Here is a 21,726-nt window from a genome sequence, read left to right as displayed (position 1 = left end):
TATTGGCGCTCTTGTGCGGAAGTGCTGTTACTTCATCAGGGCAGCGTTGGCCGCCGAATCCTTCACGCGGACCTTCGACGCATCCTTCTGGTCGGTGGCGTTGGCGAACACGACGCGTGAGTCCTTCACCACGCCGAACACCGGAATGTTCGCGGTGATGGCGTCATGGTCGTCCTTGGAGAAGGGCTTGTTGTAGGTCGTCACCACGCCGTCCACGGGCGTCTTCAGGTCTTCCAGTGCGGCCTTGATCTTCGGGCCGTCCGTGCTGCCGGCCTGCTTGATCGCCGCGGCCAGCAGGTACACCGAGTCGTAGCCTTGCGCAGCCGACACCGGCGAATCCATGCGGTTGTTCTTCGGCTTGAAGGTCTTCAGGTAGTTGTCGATGAACTCCTTGCGCTTGGGAGTGGTCGGCTCCTGGATGAAGGTCTGCGGCATGCTCGCGCCTTCACCGCCCGGGCCGGCGTTGTCGATGAAGTTGGCCATGGCCAGCGTCCAGCTGCCCACCATCGGCACCTTCCAGCCCAGCTTGGTCATGCCGTTGGCGATCTGCGCCAGCTCGGGGCCGATGCCGTAGGTGAGCACCACTTCGGCGCCGGCTTCCTTGGCCTTGAGCAACTGGGGCGTCATGTCGACGTCCTTGATGTTGAACTTCTCGACCGCCACCGCGGTGATGCCCTTGTTCTTCAGCGCCTTCTCCAGGTCTTCGCGGCCGAGCTGGCCGTAGTTGGTGGAGTCGGCCAGGATGGCGACCTTCTTGTAGCCCCGGCGCGTCACGGCTTCCTGCACGATCATCGGCGCCTGGATGCTGTCATGCGCGGCGTTGCGGAAGATGTAGTTGTCCGGGTCCTTGTCGAACTGGTGCGTGACGATGGAGCCCGTCGCCACGTTGTTCATCACCGGGATCTTCGCTTCCTGGAAGAAACGTTGCGAAGCCAGGGCTACGCCGGTGTTGATGTAGCCGACGGTGGCGACCACCTTTTCCTTGTTGATGAATTCCTGGGCGATCTGCACGCCGCGTTCGTTCTTGGCTTCGTCGTCGCGTTCAACGAGCTGGATCTGGCGGCCGAGCACGCCGCCCGACTTGTTGATTTCCTCGGTGGCCAGGCGCACGCCGTCGCGCATGCTCACGCCCATGGAAGACGAGCCGCCGGTGAAGGGGCCGTCGACGCCGATCTTGATGGGATCGGCTGCCATGGCCAGGGTGCTGAGGGCTACCAGGACGACAGCGGTGGAAATCTTTTGGGTGAAACTTGTCAAGGGTTGTCTCCTGCGGTGATGGAACTCGAGACGCCATGGCCTGAGTGAATGCCGACCGGGACGTCGCAATGATTGTGTGTGGCACGGCAGTGCTCGCCCATTCGCATCAGTGCCAGGCGCGACTGCGTAGTACTGCATACGGGAAAACGCGGATTCGTGTCGCGTCCAGCGATTTCTTGCGCGCCACATCACAATCGCGGCCATGAAACCGAAGGCCAAGATCCTGTTGCTCGCAGTGGCGCCACTGCTGTTGGCCATTGCCACCATCGGCGCGTTGCTGGCCGTGGAGACCGACCACCTCGAGCGGCGCCAGGCCGAGGTGCTGGAAGAAGTGCTGCTCAACACCAAGCGCGAGGAACTGCGCAACTACGTCGCACTGGCGCTGACGTCGATCGACAACCTGTACCGGGCCGGGCGCGACGATGAGGCGGCCAAGGAGCAGGCCAAGGCCATCCTGGCGGACATGAACTTCGGGGACGACGGCTACTTCTTCGTGTATGACAAGGAAGGCCAGACCCTGGTGCATCCGCGCCAGCCCGACCTCGTCGGCCAGAACCTCTGGAACCGCAAGGATTCAGATGGCGTCTACATGATCCGCGAACTGATTGCCCGTGCGCACGAGGGTGGCGGATTCACGCGCTACCAGTGGCCCAAGCCCTCGACCGGGCGCACGGAGCGGAAGCTCGGCTATTCGGTCGAGTTGCCGCGCTGGGGCTGGATGCTGGGCACCGGCATCTACCTGGACGACGTCGACGCTGCGGCGGCCAGGTTGCGCGGCACGCTGCTCAAGAGCGTGCGCATGACGCTGCTGGGAATGGCGGGCGTTGCGGTCGTTGCAGTGCTGGGGGTGTTTGCGGGCGGCCTTGCCCTCAACATCACGGAGCAGCGGCAGGCCGACCGCAAGCTCAAGGCACTGGCGCACCGCGTCGTGACCTCGCAGGAAGAAGAGCGCACGCGCGTCTCGCGTGAGTTGCACGACCACATCTGCCAACTGTTGGTCTCCATCAAGTACCAGTTCGAACTGGTCGGCCACCGCCTGGCGCATCCGGGCCCGACGCCGGTGACGGCCATCGACCGAGAGATCAGTGCGCTGTCGCAAGCCATCGGCGAGGTGCGGCGCATCTCGCACGATCTGCGGCCGGCACTGCTGGACGACCTGGGCCTGCCGGCGGCGCTCGAGCACATCGGCAACGAACTCGCGCAGCGCAAGGGCCTGAAGGTGAGCGTGTCAGCCAACGTGCAGAAAGACCTGCCCGAACTCCAGGCCGTGAGCCTGTTCCGCGTGGCGCAGGAGGCGCTTCGCAACGTGGAGCGCCATGCCGATGCCAGCCGGGTCGAGATCTACCTGGGCAGTTCGGGCGAGAGGCTGGAACTGCGTGTCATCGACAACGGCCGCGGCTTCGACGTGCAGCGCGTTGAACACAGCAAGGACCGGGGCATCGGCCTGACCAACATGCGCGAGCGTGTCGAGCGCAACGCCGGCAGTTTTCACATGGTTTCAACCCCTGGCTTCACGTCGCTGACGGCCAGCTTTCCCTTGACCGGCACCGCCTGAACATGGATATGTCTTTTCCTCCCCCCATTCGCCTGGCCATCGTCGACGACCATTCGCTGGTGCGCGACGGCCTGCGCGCCCGCCTGGCCGTGGTGACGCACTTGGAGGTCATCGGCGAGGCGTCCAGCGGCGCCGAGGCGCTGGAGCTGGCGCAGGCCAATCCGCCGGACCTCATGCTCATCGACGTCGGCATGCGCGGCATGAACGGGATCGAGCTCGCCACGACCTTGCGCGCGCGTCACCCTTCGATTCGCGTGCTGATGCTCAGCATGTACGACAACCGCGAGTACGTGCTGAGCGCCATCCGCGCCGGTGCGCGCGGCTATGTGCTGAAGGAGTCGCCCACCGAGGAAATCCTGGACGCCATCAGCTCGGTGTGCACCGGCGGGGAATATTTCAGCCCGCAGGTGCGGCATGTGCTGAAGGAGGCCATGACGCCTGCGCCCCAGCTCACGGCGCGGGAGCACGAGGTGCTGGTGCTGCTGGCCAACGGCCGCAGCAACAAGCTGGTGGCCCGGGAACTCGACATCAGCGTGCGCACGGTGGAGACGCACCGCTTCAGCCTGCGTCGCAAGCTGGGCGTGGACACGGCGAGCGATTTGCTGAAGATCGCCGTGACCAACGGCTGGATCACGCTCTGACTCCTTCCCCCTCCGGGGGAAGGCAGGGATGGGGGCTCCGGGCATTTGAGAAGCTGTGGCGGCTGGGAAGGCCCCGTGCCCCCATCCCGACCTTCCCCCGGGAGGGGAAGGAGAAAGTCAAACCGTTGAAGGCTTGCGGCCTTTGCGGTACAGGGTCAGCGTCGCGATCAGCCCGCAGACTGCGGCAAAGCTCATCCACCAGGCCGGTGCCGCCTTGTCGCCGCTGGACTCGATCAGCCAGGTCGAGATCGCCGGCGTGAAGCCGCCGAAGATGGCGGTCGCCAGGCTGTAGGCCAGCGAGAAGCTGACCACGCGCACTTCGACCGGCATCACCTCGGTCAGCGCCACGACCATGGCGCCGTTGTACATGCCGAACAGAAACGAGAACCACAGCAGCACGTCGAGCATGCGGCCGAAGCTCGGCGCCGCCGCCAGCCAGTGCATGGTGGGGTAAGCGGTGAGGATCGCCAGCACGGTGATGGCGAGCAGCACCGGCTTTCGGCCGATGCGGTCCGAAATGCTTCCGCCGATGGGCAGCCAGATGAAGTTGGTGACGGCGACCAGCAATGTCACGATCAGGCTGTCGCGTGCGCTCAGGTGCAGCACCGATTTGCCGAAGGTCGGCGTGTAGACGGTGATCAGGTAGAAGGTCGTCGTCGTCATGGCGACCAGCAGCATCCCGGCCAGCACGACGCGCCAGTTGCGCGTCATGGACTGGAACACCTCGCGCGTGCTCGGGTGGTGCGCCCGCGCCTTGAAGGCGTCGGTTTTCCTGCAGCGAGCGGCGCAGCACGAAGATGCACGGAATGATCATGCAGCCCACGAAGAACGGAATGCGCCAGCCCCAGTCGGCCAGTGCGTCGGGTGCCATCATCTCGTTGAGCGCAAAGCCGAGCGCTGCGGCCAGCACGATGGCGACCTGCTGGCTGGCCGATTGCCACGAGGTGTAGAACCCCTTGTGGCCCGGCGTCGCCATCTCCGAGAGATACACCGAGACGCCGCCCAGTTCAGCCCCCGCCGAAAAGCCCTGCAGCAGTCGCCCCAGCAGCACCAGCGCAGGCGCAATCAGCCCGATGCTGGCGTAGCCGGGCACGAAGGCGATGAGCACCGTGCCGCAGGCCATGATGCCCAGCGTGACGATGAGACCCTTGCGGCGGCCCACCTCGTCGATGTACGCCCCCAGGATGATCGCGCCCAGTGGCCGCATCAGGAAGCCTGCGCCAAAGACCGCGAAAGTCAGCATCAGCGAGGCGAACTCGCTGCTCGCAGGGAAGAAGGCCTTGGAGATGTAGGTTGCGTAGAAACCGAACAGGAAGAAGTCGAACTGCTCGAGGAAGTTGCCGCTCGTGACCCGAAGCACAGCGCCGATCCTGGACGTATCGGCAGAAGGTGTCGGGCCGCCAGTCGCAATGGTTGTTGTACTCATGCTGTCTCCAGTAGAGGATGTGCGCGGACTGATGGCTCAAGCCGGCGTCACGTTCATGCACGCCGGGCGAAGGCATTGTGCGCCGATTGGGGCGCGCCCGCTTCCCGAACACAGCCGGCACGCGGCCGCAACCCTTGGTTCGCCCTAATGTCTCCGAACGTGAACCGTGCGAAAAAAGCAGGTGGTCTGACCACTTCGGCTTCACAACACATCGACAGGAGACAAGCATGCGCGTCCGTTCACGCCGTTCCTTCATCAACCACGTGGGTGCCGCGCTGGGCAGCCTGGCCTTGTTGGCGACGGCGCTTCCCGCGGCCGCGCAAGGCTATCCAGCCCGCCCCGTGACCCTGATCGTGCCCTGGGGCGCCGGCGGCGGCACCGACGCCACCGCTCGCATCATCGCGAGCCTGCTCGAAAAGGAAATGGGCCAACCCTTCACCGTGGTGAACCGCACCGGCGGCAGTGGTGTCGTCGGCCACGCGGCCATCGCTTCGGCAGCGCCCGACGGCTACACCATTGGCCTGGCGACGGTCGAGATCGGCATGATGCACTGGCAGGGCCTGACGGAGCTGACCGGCGCCTCTTACACGCCCATCGGCCTGGTCAACGCCGACCCGGCCGGCGTGCAGGTTCGGGCGGACGCACCCTACAAGACGGTGAACGACCTGCTCGCCGCCATCAAGGCGAACCCCGGCAAGCTCAAGGCCTCGGGCACGGGGCAGGGCGGCATCTGGCACCTGGCCATCGCCGGGCTGCTGCGTGACCAGAAGATCGATCCCGCCGCGGTGCCCTGGGTCCCGAGCAACGGCGCCGCGCCGGGCCTGCAGGACATGGTGGCCGGTGGCATCGAGATCGCGCCGGTGTCGCTGCCCGAGGCGCGCTCGCTCATCGACGCGGGCAAGGTCAAGAGCCTGGCGATCATGAACGACAAGCCTGCGGCGCTGTATCCCAACGTGCCCACGCTCAAGGCCGCCATCGGCAGCGACTGGACCATGGCGGCATGGCGCGGCATCGTGGCGCCCAAGGGCATTCCCGCGGACGCACGCGACAAGCTGAGCGCCGCCGTCCAGAAGGTGGCTGCGAGCAAGGAGTACACCGAGTTCATGGCGTCGCGCGGCTTCGGCGTGGTCTACGCCGGGCCGGATGACTTCGGCAAGTTCATGGCCAAGTCGGACGCCGAGCTGGGCGCGACGATGAAGGCCGTGGGCATCGCCAAGTAAGCGGACGATGAAGATCAACGACGCAGTCTTCGGACTGCTGTTGCTGCTGCTCGGCAGCGCCGTCCTGTGGGTGGTGCAGGGCTATCCGAAGATTCCCGGGCAGCAGGTCGGGCCGGCGATCTTTCCGGGGTTGATCGCATTCGGCCTGTGCGTCTGCGGCTTGCTGCTGATGATCCGCGGCTGGCGCGACCGCTCGGTGATGCCGTGGCTGCACTTCGACGCGTGGGTGCGATCGCCCCGGCACGTGGCCGCCGCGGTGCTGGTCGTCGCCGGCATCGCGTTCTATGTGCTCGCGGCCGACAAGCTCGGCTTCTTCATCACGTCGACGTTGGTGCTGGCCGCACTCATGTGGGCGCTGGCGGTCCCGCCGGGACGCTCGGTGCTGATCGCGGTGATCGCCACCTTCGTCATCCATGTCGCGTTCTACAAGCTGCTGCGCGTGCCGCTGCCTTGGGGCGTGTTCACTCCCTACGCCTGGTAGCCCCATGTCCTCTGCGCTGGCGCAAGCCTTCTCGATGGTGTTCGACCCGTACACGCTGGTGGTGATGGTGGCTGCTTCGCTCTACGGCCTGTTCGTGGGCGCGGTGCCGGGACTCTCGGCGACGATGGCGGTGGCGCTGCTGGTGCCCATCACCTTCTTCATGCCGCCGATTCCGGCCATCGCGGCGATGGTCACGTCGACGGCGATGGCGATCTTCTCGGGCGACATTCCGGGTTGCCTGCTGCGCATTCCGGGAACGCCCGCATCGGCTGCCTACACGGACGAGGCCTTTGCGATGACGCGCAAGGGGATGGCTGAACAGGCTCTGGGCGCGGGATTGGTGTTCTCTGCCGTCGGTGGCCTGTTCGGCACGGTGGTGCTGATCGTGGCCGCGCCGGCACTGGCGGACTTCGCGCTCAACTTCAGTTCGTACGAGTATTTCTGGCTGGTGTTGCTCGGACTCACGTGCGCGGTGTTCATCACCTCGGACCGTCCGCTCAAGGGGCTGGTCACGCTGCTGCTGGGGCTGCTCGTGGCCTGCGTGGGGCTGGGCAATCCAGCGGGCTTTCCGCGCTTCAGCTTCGGCAATGCCGACATGACGGGCGGCATCGGCATGATCCCGATGATGATCGGCATGTTCGCGATCTCCGAAGTGATCCGCTATGCGGTCGACACGCTGCCGCCGCCCGAACTCGTCGTGTCGAAGGTGGGCAGCGTGCTTGCAGGGCAATGGGCGCTGGCGAAGAAGTACCCGGTGCAGATCCTGCGCGGCAGCGTGCTCGGCACGGCGGTCGGTGCGCTGCCGGGCGCGGGCGCGGACATCGCGGCGTGGATGTCGTACGCGATGAGCAAGAAGTTCTCGAAGGAGCCGGAGAAGTTCGGCACCGGCCATGTCGAAGGCATCGTCGAATCGGGCTCGGCCAACAACAGCGCGCTGGCCGGCGCGTGGATTCCGGCGCTGGTGTTCGGCATTCCGGGCGACTCGATCACGGCCATCGTGATCGGCGTGCTCTACATGAAGAACCTGAACCCGGGGCCGACGCTGTTCACCACGAATCCGCAGAACATCTACGCGGTGTTCATGCTGTTCATCATTGCCAACATCATCATGATTCCGCTGGGCATCCTGTGCATCAAGGCATCCAAGCGCATCCTGCTGGTGCCGCGCAACGTGCTGATGCCGCTGATCCTGATGTTCTGCATCGTCGGGGCCTTTGCCATCAACAACTCGCTGTTCGACATTGTCGTGATGCTGGTGGCGGGCGTGATCGCCTACGTGCTGGAGGAGAACAAGTTCCCCATTGCGCCGGCCATCCTCGGCGTGGTGCTGGGCGGCATGCTGGAGGAGAACTTCATCACCTCGATGATCAAGTCCGACGGCAACCTGATGGGTTTCGTGTCGCGGCCGATTGCGGCGGGGCTGGCGTTGGTGTCGGTGCTGGTGTGGACCGCGCCCCTGATACGGCGGATGCTGCGACGATCGCCTCAGCCGGCGTAGGCGCTTCCTTGCCGCGTTGTTGGCGCGCTATTTGCAGCCCGCGCCGGGCTTGCCTTCGCCGAGGCTGGTGGCCTCCAACTCGCAAGTGCGTTGCTGCGTCATCGCGTGCAGGCACTCGGCCGCCTCGACTTGATGGATGCTTCCTTCGCCCGAAGCGTAGACCTTGCAGTTCGCGTCGCGGTACTGGATCCACAGGCGCTGGGCCGCCTTCAACGGGTCTTTCTGGCCCGGGTCGACACGTTGCATCAGCGCCTGGTAGGCGGTGTTGAGCCGCCGGTCCCAGGTCTTGGTCAGCTTGCCGACGCAGTCGACGATCTGCGCGGTGTTTCCGTTGCTGCAAGTGGCGTACTCCGGTCCGAACATCTGCGCAAGGGCGGGTGTTGCAAGCGATAGCAGCAAGAGGGGCAGGACGATCAGGCGCATGGTGGATTCCCGGGGTTGTCGTGGGTGCGGCAGGCATTCCCGAACTGGCTTTTGCAACTCTCAAGACTACCCGTTGCGCCGTGTCGGTGCCATGGGGCGTGTGGCATCGCGCGGGATGCGCAGGGTGGCGCGCAGGCCGCCGCGCACACCGTCGATGCCGGGCGCGTCATCGAGCGTGATGTCGCCGCCATGGCGCCGCGCATACGCCCGGGCGATGGCAAGTCCCAATCCTGCACCGCGAGCGTCGTCTGCGTCGCTCGCAGCGCCCTGCGCAAAGCGCTCGAAGACCGCGTCGCGGCGGCCCTGTGCAATGCCGGGGCCGGTGTCGCAGACTTCCGCTTCGGCAGCGTCATCCGCGAGACGGACCGTCACGGTGACGCGGCCACCCTCGGGCGTGTACTTGATGGCGTTGTGCACCAGGTTCGAGAGCGCTTCATGCAATTCGGCAGCGTCGGCCGCCACGGGGGCCACCGGGTCCTCGATGTCGCCTTCGGCTTCATCGTCCTGCGTGTCGCCACGTGCGTCGACCCATCCGAGGTCTTGCTGCTTTTCGTGGGCCAGCGGCAGGTGCTGCAAGACCACCTCGCGCGCCACGGCGTTGAGGTCGGCTGTCGCCCCTCCCGCTGGTGGCGCGGTTTCATTGGCATGCGCCAGTGACAACAGTTGCTCGCTCAGCCTTCGCGCGCGGGTGAGCTGGACGACGATGGCGCGAAGGGTGTCGCGCATGGGTTCTGCGTCGCGCTCGCGCAGCGCATAGCCGGCCTGCGCCAGCATGATGGCCAGCGGGGTTCGCAACTGATGCGAGGCGTCGGCCAGGAAGCGCGTCTGGGCAGCCAGCAAGCGGCTCTGGCTGCCGATGTGGTGGTTTACGGCATCGACCAGTGGCACCACTTCGTAGGGCACGCCGCTGGCGTCCAGTGGTTCGAGCGCGCCGGGCCGGCGAATGGCCACGGCGCGGCGCAGGCGCTCGAGCGGGCGCAGCGAGAGCCACACGCCCAGCCACACCAGCACGACCATCAGGATCACGAGGCGGAGGTCGTTCCACAGCGCCTGGTGCCACGACGCGTCCAGTGCCTGCTGGCGGGCGCCGATGCTTTCCGCGGCCTGGCACACGATGAGGTATCCCGCGCTCGGCGTGACCCAGATCGTGCGACGCAAAGTCGCGATGCGCACCGGGTCGTCGCGGTACGTTGCGTCGTGGAAGTACGGTTGGCCGTCGGGGCCTGGCGGCGGCTTCGGGAAGTCGGGCACGCCCGTCAGCGTTGTTTCTTGTGCGGTAGCCGAAGTCTGCACGGCGCCATCGGCAGCCCTGGACACCGGCACATGGCCAACGTGCAGGTACCTGCGGCGCGAGCGTCTGGATTCGAACATCGCCTCCACGGAGAAGGCCGCCTCCATTCGTGGCTTGCCATCGGCGCCCAGGACAACGCTGTCGTTGAGCGCCTGCACCGGCTCGACCAGCACCTGGTCATAGGCGTCGCCGACGACGCGGGAAATGTCGCGGTAGTCGTTCCACGAATCGACCGCCAGGAGCAGGACAATGCCGGGGAGCAGGAGCGCGAGCAGCAGCGTGCGAATGCCGATGCGGCGCGGCTCAGCCATGGTCGGCCATGCGCGCACCGGCTTCGAGCATGTAGCCGAGGCCACGCACAGTGGTGATGCGCACGTCGCTGTCCGCGAGCTTGCGGCGCAAGCGGTGCAGGACGAGTTCGATGGCCGCCGGGCTCACCTCGCTGTCATGCGGAAAGACCTTGCCGGACAGCCGCTGCTTGCCGACCGGCTTGCCGCTTCGCAGCATCAGCGCCATCAGGGCCGCGTGTTCGCGGGGCGTGAGGGCGAGCAACTCGCCTTTGAGCATGAAGGCGCCGCTGGCCGAGTCGTGGGTCAGGGAGCCGCATTGCATCTTCGGGTGCTGCACGCCACTGCTGCGGCGCACGAGGGCCGTCAGGCGTGCTTCCACCTCCTCGATGGCGAACGGCTTGCTCAGGAAGTCATCGGCGCCGAGGTTCAGGCCGCGGACCCGGTCCTGCAAGGAGCCTTCGGCCGTCAGCACCAGCACCGGCGTACGGTTGCCGGCGTCGCGCATTTCGCTGAGCAAGCTCAGGCCATGCCTGTCGGGCAGCCGCAGGTCGAGCAGTACGGCGTCGTATTCGTTGCCGGCCATCAGGGCCTTGGCTGTGCGCGCGTCAGGTGCATGGTCGGGCACGAAGCCGCTTTGCTTCAAGGCGCGGGCGAGCCACGCCGCGAGTTCGGCTTCGTCTTCGACCAGCAGGATCCGCATACAGACGCCTTCTCACACCAGCAGCGAGCCGAGGGGTGCGACCCCAAAAGGGCCGCGATGGCTGCGGATTCTAATGACGACGTCCAGAAATGGATTTCAGCGTGCACGACCGGCTTCTTGACCAGCGAACCCGGCACGCTGCTCAAGAATGCGAAACGTTGACACGTTTCGTTGCCCGGGCGCGGCCGTCCCGGGAACGGTGGGGGAAAGGGTCCAAACCTATAATGGAAAGTTCATTCAAATCAAGCAGTTAGAGGGGTGCGTCCCGCGTTTGCGCGCCGGGAGACGTAACCCTTCCATCCCATGAGCCAGCCCACGTTCACCGTCGCCGACATTCGCAAGACTTTTCTCGACTTCTTTGCCTCGAAGGGCCACACGGTGGTGGCGTCGAGCCCGCTCGTGCCGGGCAACGACCCGACCCTGATGTTCACCAACTCGGGCATGGTCCAGTTCAAGGACGTGTTCCTGGGCACCGACAAGCGCTCGTATGTGCGCGCCGCCTCGGTGCAGGCCTGCCTGCGCGCCGGCGGCAAGCACAACGATCTGGAGAACGTCGGCTACACCGCGCGGCACCACACCTTCTTCGAGATGCTGGGCAACTGGAGCTTTGGCGACTACTTCAAGCGCGACTCGCTCAAGTGGGGCTGGGAACTGCTCACGCAGGTCTACAAGCTGCCGGCCGAGCGCCTGCTGGCGACGGTCTACCACGAGGACGAAGAGGCCTACGACATCTGGACCAAGGAAATCGGGCTGCCGCCCGAGCGCGTGATCCGCATCGGCGACAACAAGGGCGCCAAGTACGCCTCCGACAACTTCTGGATGATGGCCGACACCGGCCCCTGCGGCCCGTGCTCCGAGATTTTCTACGACCACGGTCCGCACATTCCCGGCGGCCCCCCGGGCAGCCCGGACGAAGACGGCGACCGCTTCATCGAGATCTGGAACCACGTGTTCATGCAGTTCGACATGCAGCCCGACGGCAGCGTGAAGAAGCTGCCCGCACCCTGCGTCGACACCGGCATGGGACTGGAGCGCCTGGCTGCCATCTTGCAGCACGTGCACAGCAACTACGAAATCGACATCTTCGATCGGCTCATCAAGGCGGCCTCGCGCGAAACGGGCGAGAAGGACCTGGGCAACAACAGCCTGCGCGTCATTGCCGACCACATTCGCGCGACCGCCTTCCTCGTGGCCGATGGCGTCATCCCGAGCAACGAAGGCCGCGGCTACGTGCAGCGGCGCATCGTTCGCCGCGCGATTCGCCACGGCTACAAGCTGGGGCAGAAGAAGCCTTTCTTCCACAAGCTCGTGCCCGATCTGGTGGCGCTGATGGGCGACGCCTATCCCAAGCTGGTCGCCGACGAAAAGCGCATCACCGACACGCTGAAGGCCGAGGAAGAGCGCTTCTTCGAAACGCTGGCCAACGGCATGGAAATCCTCGACGCGGCGCTGGCCGGCGATGCCAAGGTGCTGCCGGGCGAAGTCGCCTTCAAGCTGCACGACACCTACGGTTTTCCGCTCGATCTATCGGCCGACGTGTGCCGTGAACGCGGCGTCGCCGTGGACGAAGCCGGCTTCCATGCGGCCATGGAAAAGCAGAAGGCCGCGGGCCGTGCTGCCGGCAAGTTCAAGATGGAACGTGCCGTCGAATACGGCGGCTCGGGCAACGTGTTCACCGGCTACGAGCATCTCGAAGAAAGCGCCAAGGTCGTCGCGCTGTACTTCGAAGGCGCCGCGGTCAATGAACTGAAGGAAGGCCAGCCCGGCATCGTCGTGCTCGACACCACGCCCTTCTATTCCGAGAGCGGCGGCCAAGTGGGCGACCAGGGCGTCATCACCGCCGAAGGCGTGCAGTTCGGTGTCGAGGACACGCAGAAGATCAAGGCCGACGTGTTCGGCCACCACGGCACGCAAACGCAAGGCACGTTGAAGGTCGGCGACACGGTCAAGGCCGCAGTCGATGGCGCACGCCGCGCCGCGACCATGCGCAACCACAGCGTGACCCACCTGATGCACAAGGCCCTGCGCGAAGTGCTGGGCGATCACGTGCAGCAAAAGGGCTCGCTGGTCGACGCCGACAAGACGCGCTTCGACTTCACGCACAACGCACCGGTCACGCGCGAGCAGATCATCGAGATCGAAAAGCGCGTCAACGTCGAGATCGTTGCCAACGAGGCGACGCAAGCGCGCGTGATGGACCTGGAGTCTGCCCAGAAGACGGGCGCCGTGATGCTGTTCGGCGAGAAGTACGGCGACACCGTGCGCGTGCTCGACATCGGCAGCAGCCGCGAACTGTGCGGCGGCACGCACGTCAGCCGCACCGGCGACATCGGCCTTTTCAAGATCGTGAGCGAAGGTGGCGTCGCGGCCGGTATCCGCCGCATCGAAGCGGTGACGGGCGCCAACGCGCTGAGCTATCTGCAGGACCTGGAGTCGACGGTGCACAGCGTGGCCGCGACCCTCAAGGCGCCGAGCGCCGAGGTGCAGGGACGCTTGGCGCAGGTGCTCGAGCAGGTGCGCGCGCTGGAGCGCGAAATCGGTGCGCTCAAGGGCAAGCTGGCTTCCTCGAAGGGCGACGAACTGGTGGCGCAAGCCGTCGACGTCAACGGCATCAAGGTGCTGGCCGCCAAGCTCGACGGCGCGGACGCGAAGACCTTGCGCGACACCATGGACAAGCTCAAGGACAAGCTGAAGAGCGCGGCCATCGTGCTGGCCGCCGTGGATGGCGGCAAGGTGCAACTGGCCGCGGGCGTCACGGCCGATGCCATGGGCCGGGTCAAGGCGGGTGAGCTGGTCAACTTCGTCGCGCAGCAGGTCGGTGGCAAGGGCGGTGGCAAGCCCGACATGGCGATGGCCGGCGGCACCGATGCGGCAGCCCTGCCGGCGGCGTTGCAGTCCGTGCGCGACTGGGTTGCGCAGCGCGCCTGATTCGCACGCGTCGAAACTCAGTGACTCCGCAAGACACCACAGGCAGCAACTCGCCCGGCGAAGTGCTGGTCATGGGCGCGGGCGCCATCGGCTGCTTCCTCGGCGGAAGTCTCGCGGCCGCGGGTGTGCCGGTGACGTTCGTGGGCCGACAGCGCACCATCGATGCGTTGTCGCAAAAGGGTCTCACGTTGACGGACCTGGAAGGCGGCAGGCATGTTCTTGCGTCGTCGTCGCTGAAGTTGGCGCTGGATGTTCCTCAGGGGAGCCGCCCGACGCTGGTCCTGCTGTGCGTCAAGAGTGGCGCGACGGCCGAGGCGGCCGCCCAGTTGGCGGCGGCATTGCCCCGCGGCACGCCTTTGGTGTCCATGCAGAACGGAATCTCCAATGCCGCCATTGCGGCACAGGCCGGCGAGGGGCTGAAGGTCTTGCCGGGGATGGTGCCGTACAACGTTGCCGAGTTGGGCCCGGGCGTTTATCACCGGGGAACCGCGGGCCGGCTGGTCGCGCAGCGCGATCCCGCGCTGCAGGGCTGGACGGCGGTGTTCGAACGCGCGGGCATTCCGCTGGATCTGGTGGACAACGCCCTCCCGATCCAGTGGGGCAAGCTGATGCTCAACCTCAACAATCCCGTGAACGCGCTCTCCGGCCTGCCGCTGCGTGCGCAGTTGATGGAGCGCGGCTTCAGGCGATGTTTTGCCGCGCTCATCGAGGAAGCCTTGCAGGTGCTCGCGCGTGCGGGCATCGAGCCGGCCAAGGTGGCGGCAGTGCCGGCGCAGCGCTTGCCAGCGATTCTTCGCCTTCCCACGCCACTCTTTCGGATCATCGCCGCCCGCATGCTGCGCGTAGATGCCAAGGCGCGATCGAGCATGGCCGACGATTTGGCGCTCGGTCGACGGACCGAAGTGGACGCGTTGTGCGGTGAGGTGGTGCGCCTTGCACGCAGCTTGGGCATGGACGCACCGCGCAATGCCAAGATGGTCGAACTGCTGGACGTATGGCCCGCCGAGCCGCAGCGCCTGGCCTCCCGGCAGATGCTCGCCGCCCTGAAGCTCTGAACCGACCCCTCAGGCGACGGCGCCGGCCGGCGCGACGGTCGCGCCCTGGATGCCGTGGCGTTTCATCGAGTCGGCAACGAAGCCACTGGCTTTCATCTCCTCGACAAAGCTCGAAAGCAGCGCCGCGGCCTCATCGCCACGGCTGGCCGGTGTGCCCATTGCCTGCTGAATGACCATGAAGCGGCCAGGCAGCAGGCGCAGCGCGCCCTGGCTGCCGGCTGCGACGGATTCGAGCATCTGGCGGATGCCGGCGGCCACCTCGACCCGGCCCCCGAGGAGCGCTTCAACGACGTCTTCCGCCTTCAGCAACCGTTCGATGGCGGCACTCTTGATCTCGCGCGTGAGGAAAAGGTCGTAGGCGCTGCCCGAAGCCACGCCGATCCGCACGCCCGCGTGGTCGACCGCTTCGTTGTCCTGCAGGGCCGATGGCTGCGGTACGAGATAACTGCCTTCGATCAGCACGTAGGGCGCGGTGAAGCGCAAGCCTTCACTGCGCGCGGGGTCGATGGCGAAGAAGCCGATGTCCGCCTGCTCGTTTCGCACCGCGGTCACTGACTGGACTGCCTTGTCAAACACGAGCCACTCGGTCTCGACGCCCAGGCGTTCGCCAAAAGCCCGCGCGAGGTCGATCGAAATGCCGACCGGCTCGCCCGTGGCCGGATCGCGATTGGCGAGGATCGGATTGCCGAGATTGATGGAGGCGCGCAGCTTGCCCGTCGGACAGAACGCCGCGACGACAGCGGGGGAGATGGAGGGATGGGTCATGGTTGCAGCATTTTGCTTGCAAGCTGCCGTGCTTCCTCCAACCAGCGCGCATTGCGCTCGGCGGGCTGGTTCAACGTTCAGGTGACCAGCGGCTTGGGACACACCAGCTTGGCCAGAAAGTCGGCCTGAAGATGGCGGTGCAGTTCCTGATCGATGAGCTCCCCGGCGATGAGTTCATGGCGTGGGCGAGCCACGCGGCGGGCGTCGATGCTGCTGCGAACAGCAGGCGCTTCCGGCACGGCCGAACAATTCATGATCCGCCTTGCAACATCCTTGGCAAGAAGAAAGGAAAACGAAAACTTGCCCGGAAAAATCGACAGCACATTGGCGTCGAGTTCCGCAATTTGCGGGGAGTAGTCGCGGGCGTTGCCATCGCCTTCCAGATCCACTTTGGTGCCAAAGAAGACCTGCATTTTTGCGTCTTGGGCGCGCGTCGGGAAATAGCGCAACACAACCTGACGTAATTCCTCTGCAATTCTTTTCTGACCTTCAATATCCTCGGCGTCGGCGGAATAGCCGCCCGATATGACGGAATATTCAATGCCGTGGAATCTATGCAGGATATGGGAAAGCGAAGGGTAATTCTCGTCCTCGACGACCACGAGGTTATCGGGCCACAATTTCGGCGACGACACCAGAACCGGGCTTTTGCGAACCGACGCCTTGGTGTGCATATGATGCGCGCCCTGGGACTGGCCGCCCGTGCAGAAAATCAATTCATTGGCCGTGACCGACTCGCCACCGGCCAGCGAAACCTTGATATCGCCGGCGGCTTGGCGTTCATAGCCCAGGCAGACGGCGCCAAATCGAATCGCACCGCCATTGGTGAGAAAGCTTTCGGCCAGGTCGCGAACAATGGTCGGCGTGCGCATCGGGGAGTCTGCGCCGACCAGCTTGATGCCATTGAGTACCCGGTCGAAGCCGAGCATTCGCCCCATGCGCGCCTCGGCTGTTGCAATGGCTCCGGCATGCTCGGTGAAATTACGCAACGCCCTGTCTTTGTAGCCTCGCGGATCGGCCAAAAATGATTCGACCAGGGCGCCATGGTCGCCCGGAAAAAGATACTGGATGGATCGGGCTTCGAACCACGTCGATGGAAGGGGCGGTCCATCGTCCTCGGGCTTGGCGCCAAAAAAATTCGCGTAGTGATCGATGAGCACCGAGAGGTTGCTCAGCGCCGAACTCATCGTCAGGTGGTTGGAGCGCAGGGAGTAAAGGCTTCCCGCGTGAAACCACCCGTGTTGGTCCATGCTGGAACCTGAGCCGACCTGCTCCGTCGCTTCAACGAGGATGACGCTGTTGCCCGGATATCTTTGCAGAAGTTCAGCCGTTGCGAGGCCTGCAATGCCTGCGCCAATGACGACAATGCGCTTTGCCATCAGCGCCCCCGAATTGGGCAATAGCCGATGGGGAAATTCGCCGGATTCCCAAAGGCGCGTACGAAAAGTGCCGATTCTCTAGACGAAAAAAAACCCATCAACCCGGTTCCTGCAAGAGAACCGGGCTGTCTATTAACGGCGTGCATTGCTAACTCCCTGTGTGCTTCAACCTGCGGCGCAGGTAGGGCGCTTTTAATTAGTTGGTATTACTTCAGGGAGAGTATAGCTGCCGTCACCTTTCACATGCCTACCATATATGTTGTCGGGCTGTGACATTTATCTGGTTAGGCAGCGTAAAGAGCGCAACCGCGGGCGACGGAGAGTTGCGCTCGCGGATTGTTTGCGCAGCCCTGAGCAGATCGCGCTCCTTGCGCGCGCTTGCAGGGGGCGTTGCAGGTGCCCGGCGTGGATGCGCTATTGCCGGTAGCCCGGGTCGGTGCGATCGAGCTTCCGGATCAACGAGGGCCAGACAAACTGACCCCCCAAACCGCCGCCGGTCTGCACCTTCATCGCGTGCCCGACCCCTTCGATGATGCGCGGATCGACTTGCGTGAGTTCGGTGCCGCCCGATTGTGCCGCGATCTGGATCTGGCAGGTGGTCTCGAAGACGTACATCGCAAGAAACGCATCGGCAATGGTCTTTCCCACGGTGAGCAAGCCATGGTTACGAAGCATCAGGTAGTTGGCTTCGCCCATGTCGGCCTGCAGGCGCGGCTTCTCGTCGTCGCGGAAGGCGACGCCTTCGTAGTCGTGATAGGCCAGCGAGCCCAGCACGAAGGTCGATTGCTGGCTGATGGGCAGCACCCCATTCTTCTGTGCGCTCACCGCGACGCCGGCTCGCGTGTGGGTGTGCAGCACGCACTGGACGTCTTCGCGCGCCGCATGCACGGCGCTGTGAATCACAAAACCGGCCGGGTTCACGGGGTAGGGCGAATCGATCAGCTTGTTGCACTGCTGGTCGACCTTGACCAGGCTCGACGCGGTGATTTCGTCAAACATCAGTCCGTAGGGATTGATCAGGAAGTGATGCTCGGGCCCCGGAATGCGGGCGCTGATGTGCGTGAACACGAGGTCGCTCCAGCCGTACAGCGCGACGAGCCGATAGCAGGCTGCAAGGTCCACGCGCAGCTGCCATTCCTCGTCGCTGACGAGTTTGCGGACTTCGCTCATTTCGGTGGGTGTGGTGGCATTCATCATGGGTCTCCTTGCGTGTCTCAGTCGGTGGCGGACGGTTGTTTGACGGCGTCCTTGTAGATGCTTTGGCGGGGCTGCGCCATCACGCGCCGCAGCATGGGCTCGAATTTGGTGATGGGCAAGGTCTCGGCCCTGGCATCGAACGCGGGGTTGTCGTAGAGCTCGCAGAACTCCGCGGTTCGCTCGAAGTGCGGATGCTGGCGGAAGTTCTCACGCAGGTCGCGGTCCAGGCCGATGTGGTGGAAGAAGTAGTGGCCCTGGAAGATGCCGTGGTGCTGCACCATCCAGTGGTTCTCCTCAGTCACGAAGGGCTTGAGGATGGCAGCGGCGATGTCCGGGTGGTTGAAGCTGCCCAGTGTGTCGCCGATGTCGTGCAGCAGTGCGCAGACAACGTATTCCTCGTCACGCCCGTCGCGCAGCGCGCGCGTGGCCGTCTGCAGCGAATGGGTGTAGCGGTCGACCGGAAAGCCGCCGTAGTCGCCTTCGAGGATCTGCAGATGCTTGATCACGCGGCTGGGCAAATCGCTGGCAAAGCGCATGAACTCGCCGCCGATCAGTTGCCAGTCTTCGCGCGTGCTGTCCTGCATGCGCACGAAGCTTGCTCTTTCGTTCATCGTGGATGTCTCCGTCATTGAAATCTTGTCAGACGGAGACTGTAGACGCGCGTGCTCCCGGCGTCTGTCCAGAACACGACAGATGGGCGTCGGAAAACCCGAAAGCCCCGCGGCCCTCAGCTCAGCGAATCACGCGTCCGTCCGCGGTGACGGTCACGAGGTCGATCGCCCACGCCGAATCGCGAACGCCGGCGCGCAGATGCAACCGAAAGCCGCCCACGTCGACGTCGGTCATGCTCGAGAGGGCGCGCGGCAATGTCGTTTTGGGCGAACCAGGACCGGCACGGCGGGCCGCTTCACCCAAGGCCTTGGCGGCGATGAAGCCTTCGAGGCTTTCGTAGCTGGGCGCCTGATCGGAGTTGTCGATGGCCGCGAGGTATTCGCGCACGATCGGCAATGCCGAACTGCGCGGCGACGGCACCACCTGCGAGATGACGACGCCGCGGATGTCCTTGCCCAGGGCCACGAAGAGAGGATCGATGCCGACCACCGAGAAGTTCATGAACGCCCCGGTGTATCCCGCCTTCTTCATCTTGCGGATGAAGGCGGCGGTGGTGTTGAACAGCGACACCTGGATCACGACCTGCGGCCGCTGCGCACCAATCGTCGCCACTGCCGCGTCGACCTTGTCGCTGTTGACGGGCACGAAGGCGCTGGCGACGGGCGGCGGCATCTTGAGTTCGCGCAGGGCCTGTTCGACGGCCGCCAGGCCGGCGCGGCCCATGGCGTCGTCTTCGGCCAGCACCGCGACGCGGGTCTGCCCGATGGTCGAGCACTGCTGGACCATCTTGAAGGCTTCGTCGGCCATGCTGGGGCGCACGTGAAAGACCTGCGGGTTGGAGCCATCGCGCAACGAATCCGCCGCGGCGAAGGGCGCCAGGAGCACGAGTCCCTCCTGCTTGGCCACGGCCGCACCTGCACTGCTGCTCGCGGTGCCCACGAAGCCGAAGAGCAGGTCCGCACCGTCGGCGGCCAGTTTCTTGGCATTCGCGCTTGCGCGGGCCGCATCGTAGCCGTCGTCCAATTGCCGCAACTCGAGTTGCCAGGGGCTGTCAGGCTTGCTGTTGAACGCGTCGACGTAGAGCTTGGCGCCGGCGGCAAAGGCCAGGCCGATCTCGCTGGCGGCGCCTGTCAGCGGCACCGATTGGCCCAGGACGACCTTGCGGGCGCCGGGTTGCGCTGCCTGCGCCAGGCTCGAGGCTCCGGTCAGGCCGCCGACGGCGAGCCCGACACCGGCACTGACCAGCCATTTCCTGCGCGTTGTATCCATTCGACGAATCCATGACATTTTGTAACGATTGGATCGTACGCAACGTCAGTGCCAGGTCAGCGCAACGAGATCAGGTTTTCGTGAATAAAACGTCGTAAACGCCATGTCCGAGTTTCAAACCGCGGTTCTCGAACTTGGTCAGAGGGCGGTAGTCGGGCTTGGGGGCGTAGCCGTCGGCGGAGCCGGCAGCGGCGTTGCGCAGCAACGGTTCCTGTGACAGCACTTCCAGCATCTGCGCGGCGTAAGGCTGCCAGTCGGTCGCGCAGTGCAGGTATCCGCCGGGCATGAGGCGGTCAGCCAGCTTCTTGACCAGCGGCGGCTGGATCAGCCGGCGCTTGTTGTGGCGCTTCTTGTGCCACGGATCCGGAAAAAAGATATGGACGCCGGCGAGCACTTCCGGCGCGAGCATGTTGTCGATCACGTCGACCGCGTCATGTGCGCAGATGCGGATGTTGGTCAACTCGCGCTCGCCGATGCGTTTGAGCAGGGCGCCGACGCCGGGTTCGTGCACTTCGCAGCACAGGAAGTTCTTTTCCGGCATGAGCGCGGCGATGTGCGCCGTGGCTTCGCCCATGCCGAAGCCGATTTCGAGCACGGTGGGTGCGGCACGGGCGAATGCGTCGCTCAGGTCGAGCGTTGCTTCGCGGTAAGGCAGCAGGTACTGCGGTCCGAATTCTTCATAGGCGCGCGCCTGGCCGTCGGTCGTACGGCCACCGCGCTTGACAAAGCTCTTGAGGCGGCGATGGAGCGGATGCGGCGCGTCGGGCGCATCGGCCCCGGGGAGGGGAGTGCCGGGTACGTCGTTTCCGGACGGCGGCGGAGCGGTGTCAGAGGGGGTCATCAGCCCCGGGATTGTAGAGATCGCGCCACTGGGCAACCCACGCGTCCGGTTCATGCCCCTCCATGCGCAGGACCCGCGCCGCAGCCAGCAATGCCGCGCGGGCAGCCTCGGGGCTCGCCGTGTCCAGCGGCGTCGCGCCGTTCTGCTTGGAGAGCTTTTGACCGTCTTCGCCAAGCACCAGCGGCGTGTGCAGATAGCTGGGCGTCGGCAGGCCGAGCGCCCGCTGCAACAGGATCTGGCGTGCCGTGTTGTCCGCCAGGTCCTCGCCGCGCACCACGTCGGTCACGCCTTGCTGCGCATCGTCGATGACGACTGCCAACTGATAGGCCCACGGGCCGTCGGCCCGCTTCAGGACGAAGTCGCCCACGGCGTGCGCCACGTCCTGCGACTGGTGTCCAAGGCGGCGGTCCAGCCAATGAAGCTTGCCCTTGTCGGCCTGGAATTTTTCGGCTGCAAAGCGCCATGCCCTTGCCGGCTTGCCGTGAAGGCCGTCGCGACAGGTGCCGGGATACACACGCTCGGCATTGCGCGCATGAACGACGCCCTGGCGCGCCAGCGCTTCGTCGATGTCCTTGCGTGAACAGCCGCAGGGGTAGGCGAGCGCTGCGTCGCGCAGGCGCGACAGCGCAGCGTCGTAGAGATCGGTGCGGCGCGTCTGCCACACCGGTGCTTCGTCAGGCGTCAGTCCGCAGGCTGCCAGTTGGCCGAGGATGTGTTCGCCCATGCCCGGCAGGCAACGCTCGGTGTCGGCGTCCTCGATGCGCACCAGCCAGCGCGCGTTCGGGCCGCGCGCGCGCACGTCGAGCCAACTCGCCAGCGCAGCGACGAGCGAACCCGCGTGCAACGGGCCGGTGGGCGAGGGTGCGAATCGGCCGGTGGGTCTCAACGCGGAAAAGGG

18 protein-coding genes and 1 pseudogene are annotated in these 21,726 nt (G+C 65.2%); 7 read left to right on the top strand and 12 right to left on the bottom strand.

The window, feature by feature from the left end:
- Nucleotides 1-27 precede the first annotated feature (27 nt).
- Nucleotides 28-1,194, bottom strand: a complete 1,167-nt coding sequence (locus QTI66_RS11210) for an ABC transporter substrate-binding protein (protein WP_286559974.1) — start codon at nt 1,192-1,194, stop codon at nt 28-30.
- Between the two features lie 265 nt (nt 1,195-1,459).
- Here QTI66_RS11210 and QTI66_RS11205 point away from each other — a divergent pair, with 265 nt between their 5' ends.
- Entirely contained in the window at nt 1,460-2,812 is a 1,353-nt protein-coding gene (locus QTI66_RS11205) for a cache domain-containing protein (RefSeq protein ID WP_286559580.1), read from the top strand.
- A gap of 8 nt (nt 2,813-2,820) precedes the next feature.
- The gene (locus QTI66_RS11200; protein WP_353506191.1) at nt 2,821-3,453 is read left to right on the top strand and encodes a response regulator; all 633 of its coding nucleotides are present in this window, start codon (nt 2,821-2,823) and stop codon (nt 3,451-3,453) included.
- A 117-nt stretch (nt 3,454-3,570) separates the two neighbouring features.
- Here QTI66_RS11200 and QTI66_RS11195 read toward each other — a convergent pair.
- Nucleotides 3,571-4,879, bottom strand: a pseudogene (locus QTI66_RS11195) (MFS transporter).
- 227 nt (nt 4,880-5,106) lie between these two features.
- On the opposite strand from QTI66_RS11195, the gene QTI66_RS11190 reads away from it, so the two are divergent.
- From QTI66_RS11190 to QTI66_RS11180, 3 genes are read left to right on the top strand one after another with little or no spacing between them, the layout of a single operon-like run.
- Nucleotides 5,107-6,099, top strand: coding sequence for a tripartite tricarboxylate transporter substrate binding protein (locus QTI66_RS11190; RefSeq protein WP_286559578.1), 993 nt, complete (start codon nt 5,107-5,109; stop codon nt 6,097-6,099).
- 7 nt (nt 6,100-6,106) lie between these two features.
- Complete coding sequence (locus QTI66_RS11185) at nt 6,107-6,580, top strand: tripartite tricarboxylate transporter TctB family protein (protein WP_286559577.1); 474 nt, start codon at nt 6,107-6,109, stop codon at nt 6,578-6,580.
- Nucleotides 6,581-6,584: 4 nt separating this feature from the next.
- Entirely contained in the window at nt 6,585-8,078 is a 1,494-nt protein-coding gene (locus QTI66_RS11180; protein WP_286559576.1) for a tripartite tricarboxylate transporter permease, read from the top strand.
- Between the two features lie 27 nt (nt 8,079-8,105).
- Here the strand turns inward: QTI66_RS11180 and QTI66_RS11175 are convergent, their stop codons facing one another.
- The 3 genes from QTI66_RS11175 to QTI66_RS11165 form a co-directional block, all read right to left on the bottom strand.
- Nucleotides 8,106-8,501: a lysozyme inhibitor LprI family protein gene (locus tag QTI66_RS11175; RefSeq protein WP_286559575.1), complete on the bottom strand. Its 396-nt coding sequence runs from the start codon at nt 8,499-8,501 to the stop codon at nt 8,106-8,108.
- A gap of 66 nt (nt 8,502-8,567) precedes the next feature.
- Nucleotides 8,568-10,103: a sensor histidine kinase gene (locus QTI66_RS11170; protein ID WP_286559574.1), complete on the bottom strand. Its 1,536-nt coding sequence runs from the start codon at nt 10,101-10,103 to the stop codon at nt 8,568-8,570.
- Entirely contained in the window at nt 10,096-10,782 is a 687-nt protein-coding gene (locus QTI66_RS11165) for a response regulator (RefSeq protein WP_286559573.1), read from the bottom strand. Before QTI66_RS11165 ends, QTI66_RS11170 begins: the two co-directional genes overlap by 8 nt.
- Before the next feature lie 303 nt (nt 10,783-11,085).
- Here QTI66_RS11165 and alaS point away from each other — a divergent pair, with 303 nt between their 5' ends.
- The gene (gene alaS, locus QTI66_RS11160) at nt 11,086-13,710 is read left to right on the top strand and encodes an alanine--tRNA ligase (RefSeq protein WP_286559572.1); all 2,625 of its coding nucleotides are present in this window, start codon (nt 11,086-11,088) and stop codon (nt 13,708-13,710) included.
- 71 nt (nt 13,711-13,781) lie between these two features.
- Nucleotides 13,782-14,765, top strand: coding sequence for a 2-dehydropantoate 2-reductase (locus tag QTI66_RS11155; protein ID WP_286559973.1), 984 nt, complete (start codon nt 13,782-13,784; stop codon nt 14,763-14,765).
- Between the two features lie 9 nt (nt 14,766-14,774).
- On the opposite strand, the gene QTI66_RS11150 is transcribed toward QTI66_RS11155, so the two are convergent.
- The 7 genes from QTI66_RS11150 to gluQRS form a co-directional block, all read right to left on the bottom strand.
- Nucleotides 14,775-15,530, bottom strand: a complete 756-nt coding sequence (locus QTI66_RS11150) for a transporter substrate-binding domain-containing protein (protein WP_286559571.1) — start codon at nt 15,528-15,530, stop codon at nt 14,775-14,777.
- Between the two features lie 77 nt (nt 15,531-15,607).
- Entirely contained in the window at nt 15,608-16,909 is a 1,302-nt protein-coding gene (locus tag QTI66_RS11145; RefSeq protein ID WP_286559570.1) for an FAD-dependent oxidoreductase, read from the bottom strand.
- A 414-nt stretch (nt 16,910-17,323) separates the two neighbouring features.
- On the bottom strand, nt 17,324-18,103 hold the full coding sequence (locus QTI66_RS11140) for a class II aldolase/adducin family protein (RefSeq protein WP_286559971.1): 780 nt from the start codon (nt 18,101-18,103) through the stop codon (nt 17,324-17,326).
- Nucleotides 18,104-18,123: 20 nt separating this feature from the next.
- Nucleotides 18,124-18,717, bottom strand: a complete 594-nt coding sequence (locus QTI66_RS11135) for an HD domain-containing protein (protein WP_286559569.1) — start codon at nt 18,715-18,717, stop codon at nt 18,124-18,126.
- Nucleotides 18,718-18,838: 121 nt separating this feature from the next.
- Nucleotides 18,839-19,987, bottom strand: coding sequence for an ABC transporter substrate-binding protein (locus tag QTI66_RS11130; protein ID WP_286559568.1), 1,149 nt, complete (start codon nt 19,985-19,987; stop codon nt 18,839-18,841).
- Between the two features lie 70 nt (nt 19,988-20,057).
- Entirely contained in the window at nt 20,058-20,828 is a 771-nt protein-coding gene (gene trmB, locus QTI66_RS11125) for a tRNA (guanosine(46)-N7)-methyltransferase TrmB (protein ID WP_286559567.1), read from the bottom strand.
- Nucleotides 20,815-21,714, bottom strand: a complete 900-nt coding sequence (gluQRS, locus tag QTI66_RS11120; RefSeq protein WP_286559566.1) for a tRNA glutamyl-Q(34) synthetase GluQRS — start codon at nt 21,712-21,714, stop codon at nt 20,815-20,817. The genes trmB and gluQRS overlap by 14 nt, the downstream gene beginning before the upstream one ends.
- Nucleotides 21,715-21,726 lie beyond the last annotated feature (12 nt).

The organism is Variovorax brevis (genome assembly GCF_030317105.1).
GTDB classification, from domain to species: Bacteria; Pseudomonadota; Gammaproteobacteria; order Burkholderiales; family Burkholderiaceae_C; genus Variovorax; species Variovorax brevis.
Note: the sequence above shows the minus strand (reverse complement) of the source record. Positions and strands in the feature narration are given on the sequence as shown.

Bases quoted from the DNA above. Each gene is read 5' to 3' on its own strand.
- QTI66_RS11190 (WP_286559578.1), top strand. From the start codon at position 5,107: ATGCGCGTCCGTTCACGCCGTTCCTTCATCAACCACGTGGGTGCCGCG.
- QTI66_RS11200 (WP_353506191.1), top strand. From the start codon at position 2,821: ATGTCTTTTCCTCCCCCCATTCGCCTGGCCATCGTCGACGACCATTCG.
- QTI66_RS11145 (WP_286559570.1), bottom strand. From the start codon at position 16,909: ATGGCAAAGCGCATTGTCGTCATTGGCGCAGGCATTGCAGGCCTCGCA.
- QTI66_RS11180 (WP_286559576.1), top strand. From the start codon at position 6,585: ATGTCCTCTGCGCTGGCGCAAGCCTTCTCGATGGTGTTCGACCCGTAC.
- QTI66_RS11165 (WP_286559573.1), bottom strand. From the start codon at position 10,782: ATGCGGATCCTGCTGGTCGAAGACGAAGCCGAACTCGCGGCGTGGCTC.
- QTI66_RS11130 (WP_286559568.1), bottom strand. From the start codon at position 19,987: ATGGATACAACGCGCAGGAAATGGCTGGTCAGTGCCGGTGTCGGGCTC.
- trmB (WP_286559567.1), bottom strand. From the start codon at position 20,828: ATGACCCCCTCTGACACCGCTCCGCCGCCGTCCGGAAACGACGTACCC.
- QTI66_RS11155 (WP_286559973.1), top strand. From the start codon at position 13,782: ATGGGCGCGGGCGCCATCGGCTGCTTCCTCGGCGGAAGTCTCGCGGCC.
- QTI66_RS11205 (WP_286559580.1), top strand. From the start codon at position 1,460: ATGAAACCGAAGGCCAAGATCCTGTTGCTCGCAGTGGCGCCACTGCTG.
- QTI66_RS11175 (WP_286559575.1), bottom strand. From the start codon at position 8,501: ATGCGCCTGATCGTCCTGCCCCTCTTGCTGCTATCGCTTGCAACACCC.
- QTI66_RS11210 (WP_286559974.1), bottom strand. From the start codon at position 1,194: ATGGCAGCCGATCCCATCAAGATCGGCGTCGACGGCCCCTTCACCGGC.
- QTI66_RS11185 (WP_286559577.1), top strand. From the start codon at position 6,107: ATGAAGATCAACGACGCAGTCTTCGGACTGCTGTTGCTGCTGCTCGGC.
- QTI66_RS11170 (WP_286559574.1), bottom strand. From the start codon at position 10,103: ATGGCTGAGCCGCGCCGCATCGGCATTCGCACGCTGCTGCTCGCGCTC.
- QTI66_RS11140 (WP_286559971.1), bottom strand. From the start codon at position 18,103: ATGAATGCCACCACACCCACCGAAATGAGCGAAGTCCGCAAACTCGTC.
- QTI66_RS11150 (WP_286559571.1), bottom strand. From the start codon at position 15,530: ATGACCCATCCCTCCATCTCCCCCGCTGTCGTCGCGGCGTTCTGTCCG.
- alaS (WP_286559572.1), top strand. From the start codon at position 11,086: ATGAGCCAGCCCACGTTCACCGTCGCCGACATTCGCAAGACTTTTCTC.
- QTI66_RS11135 (WP_286559569.1), bottom strand. From the start codon at position 18,717: ATGAACGAAAGAGCAAGCTTCGTGCGCATGCAGGACAGCACGCGCGAA.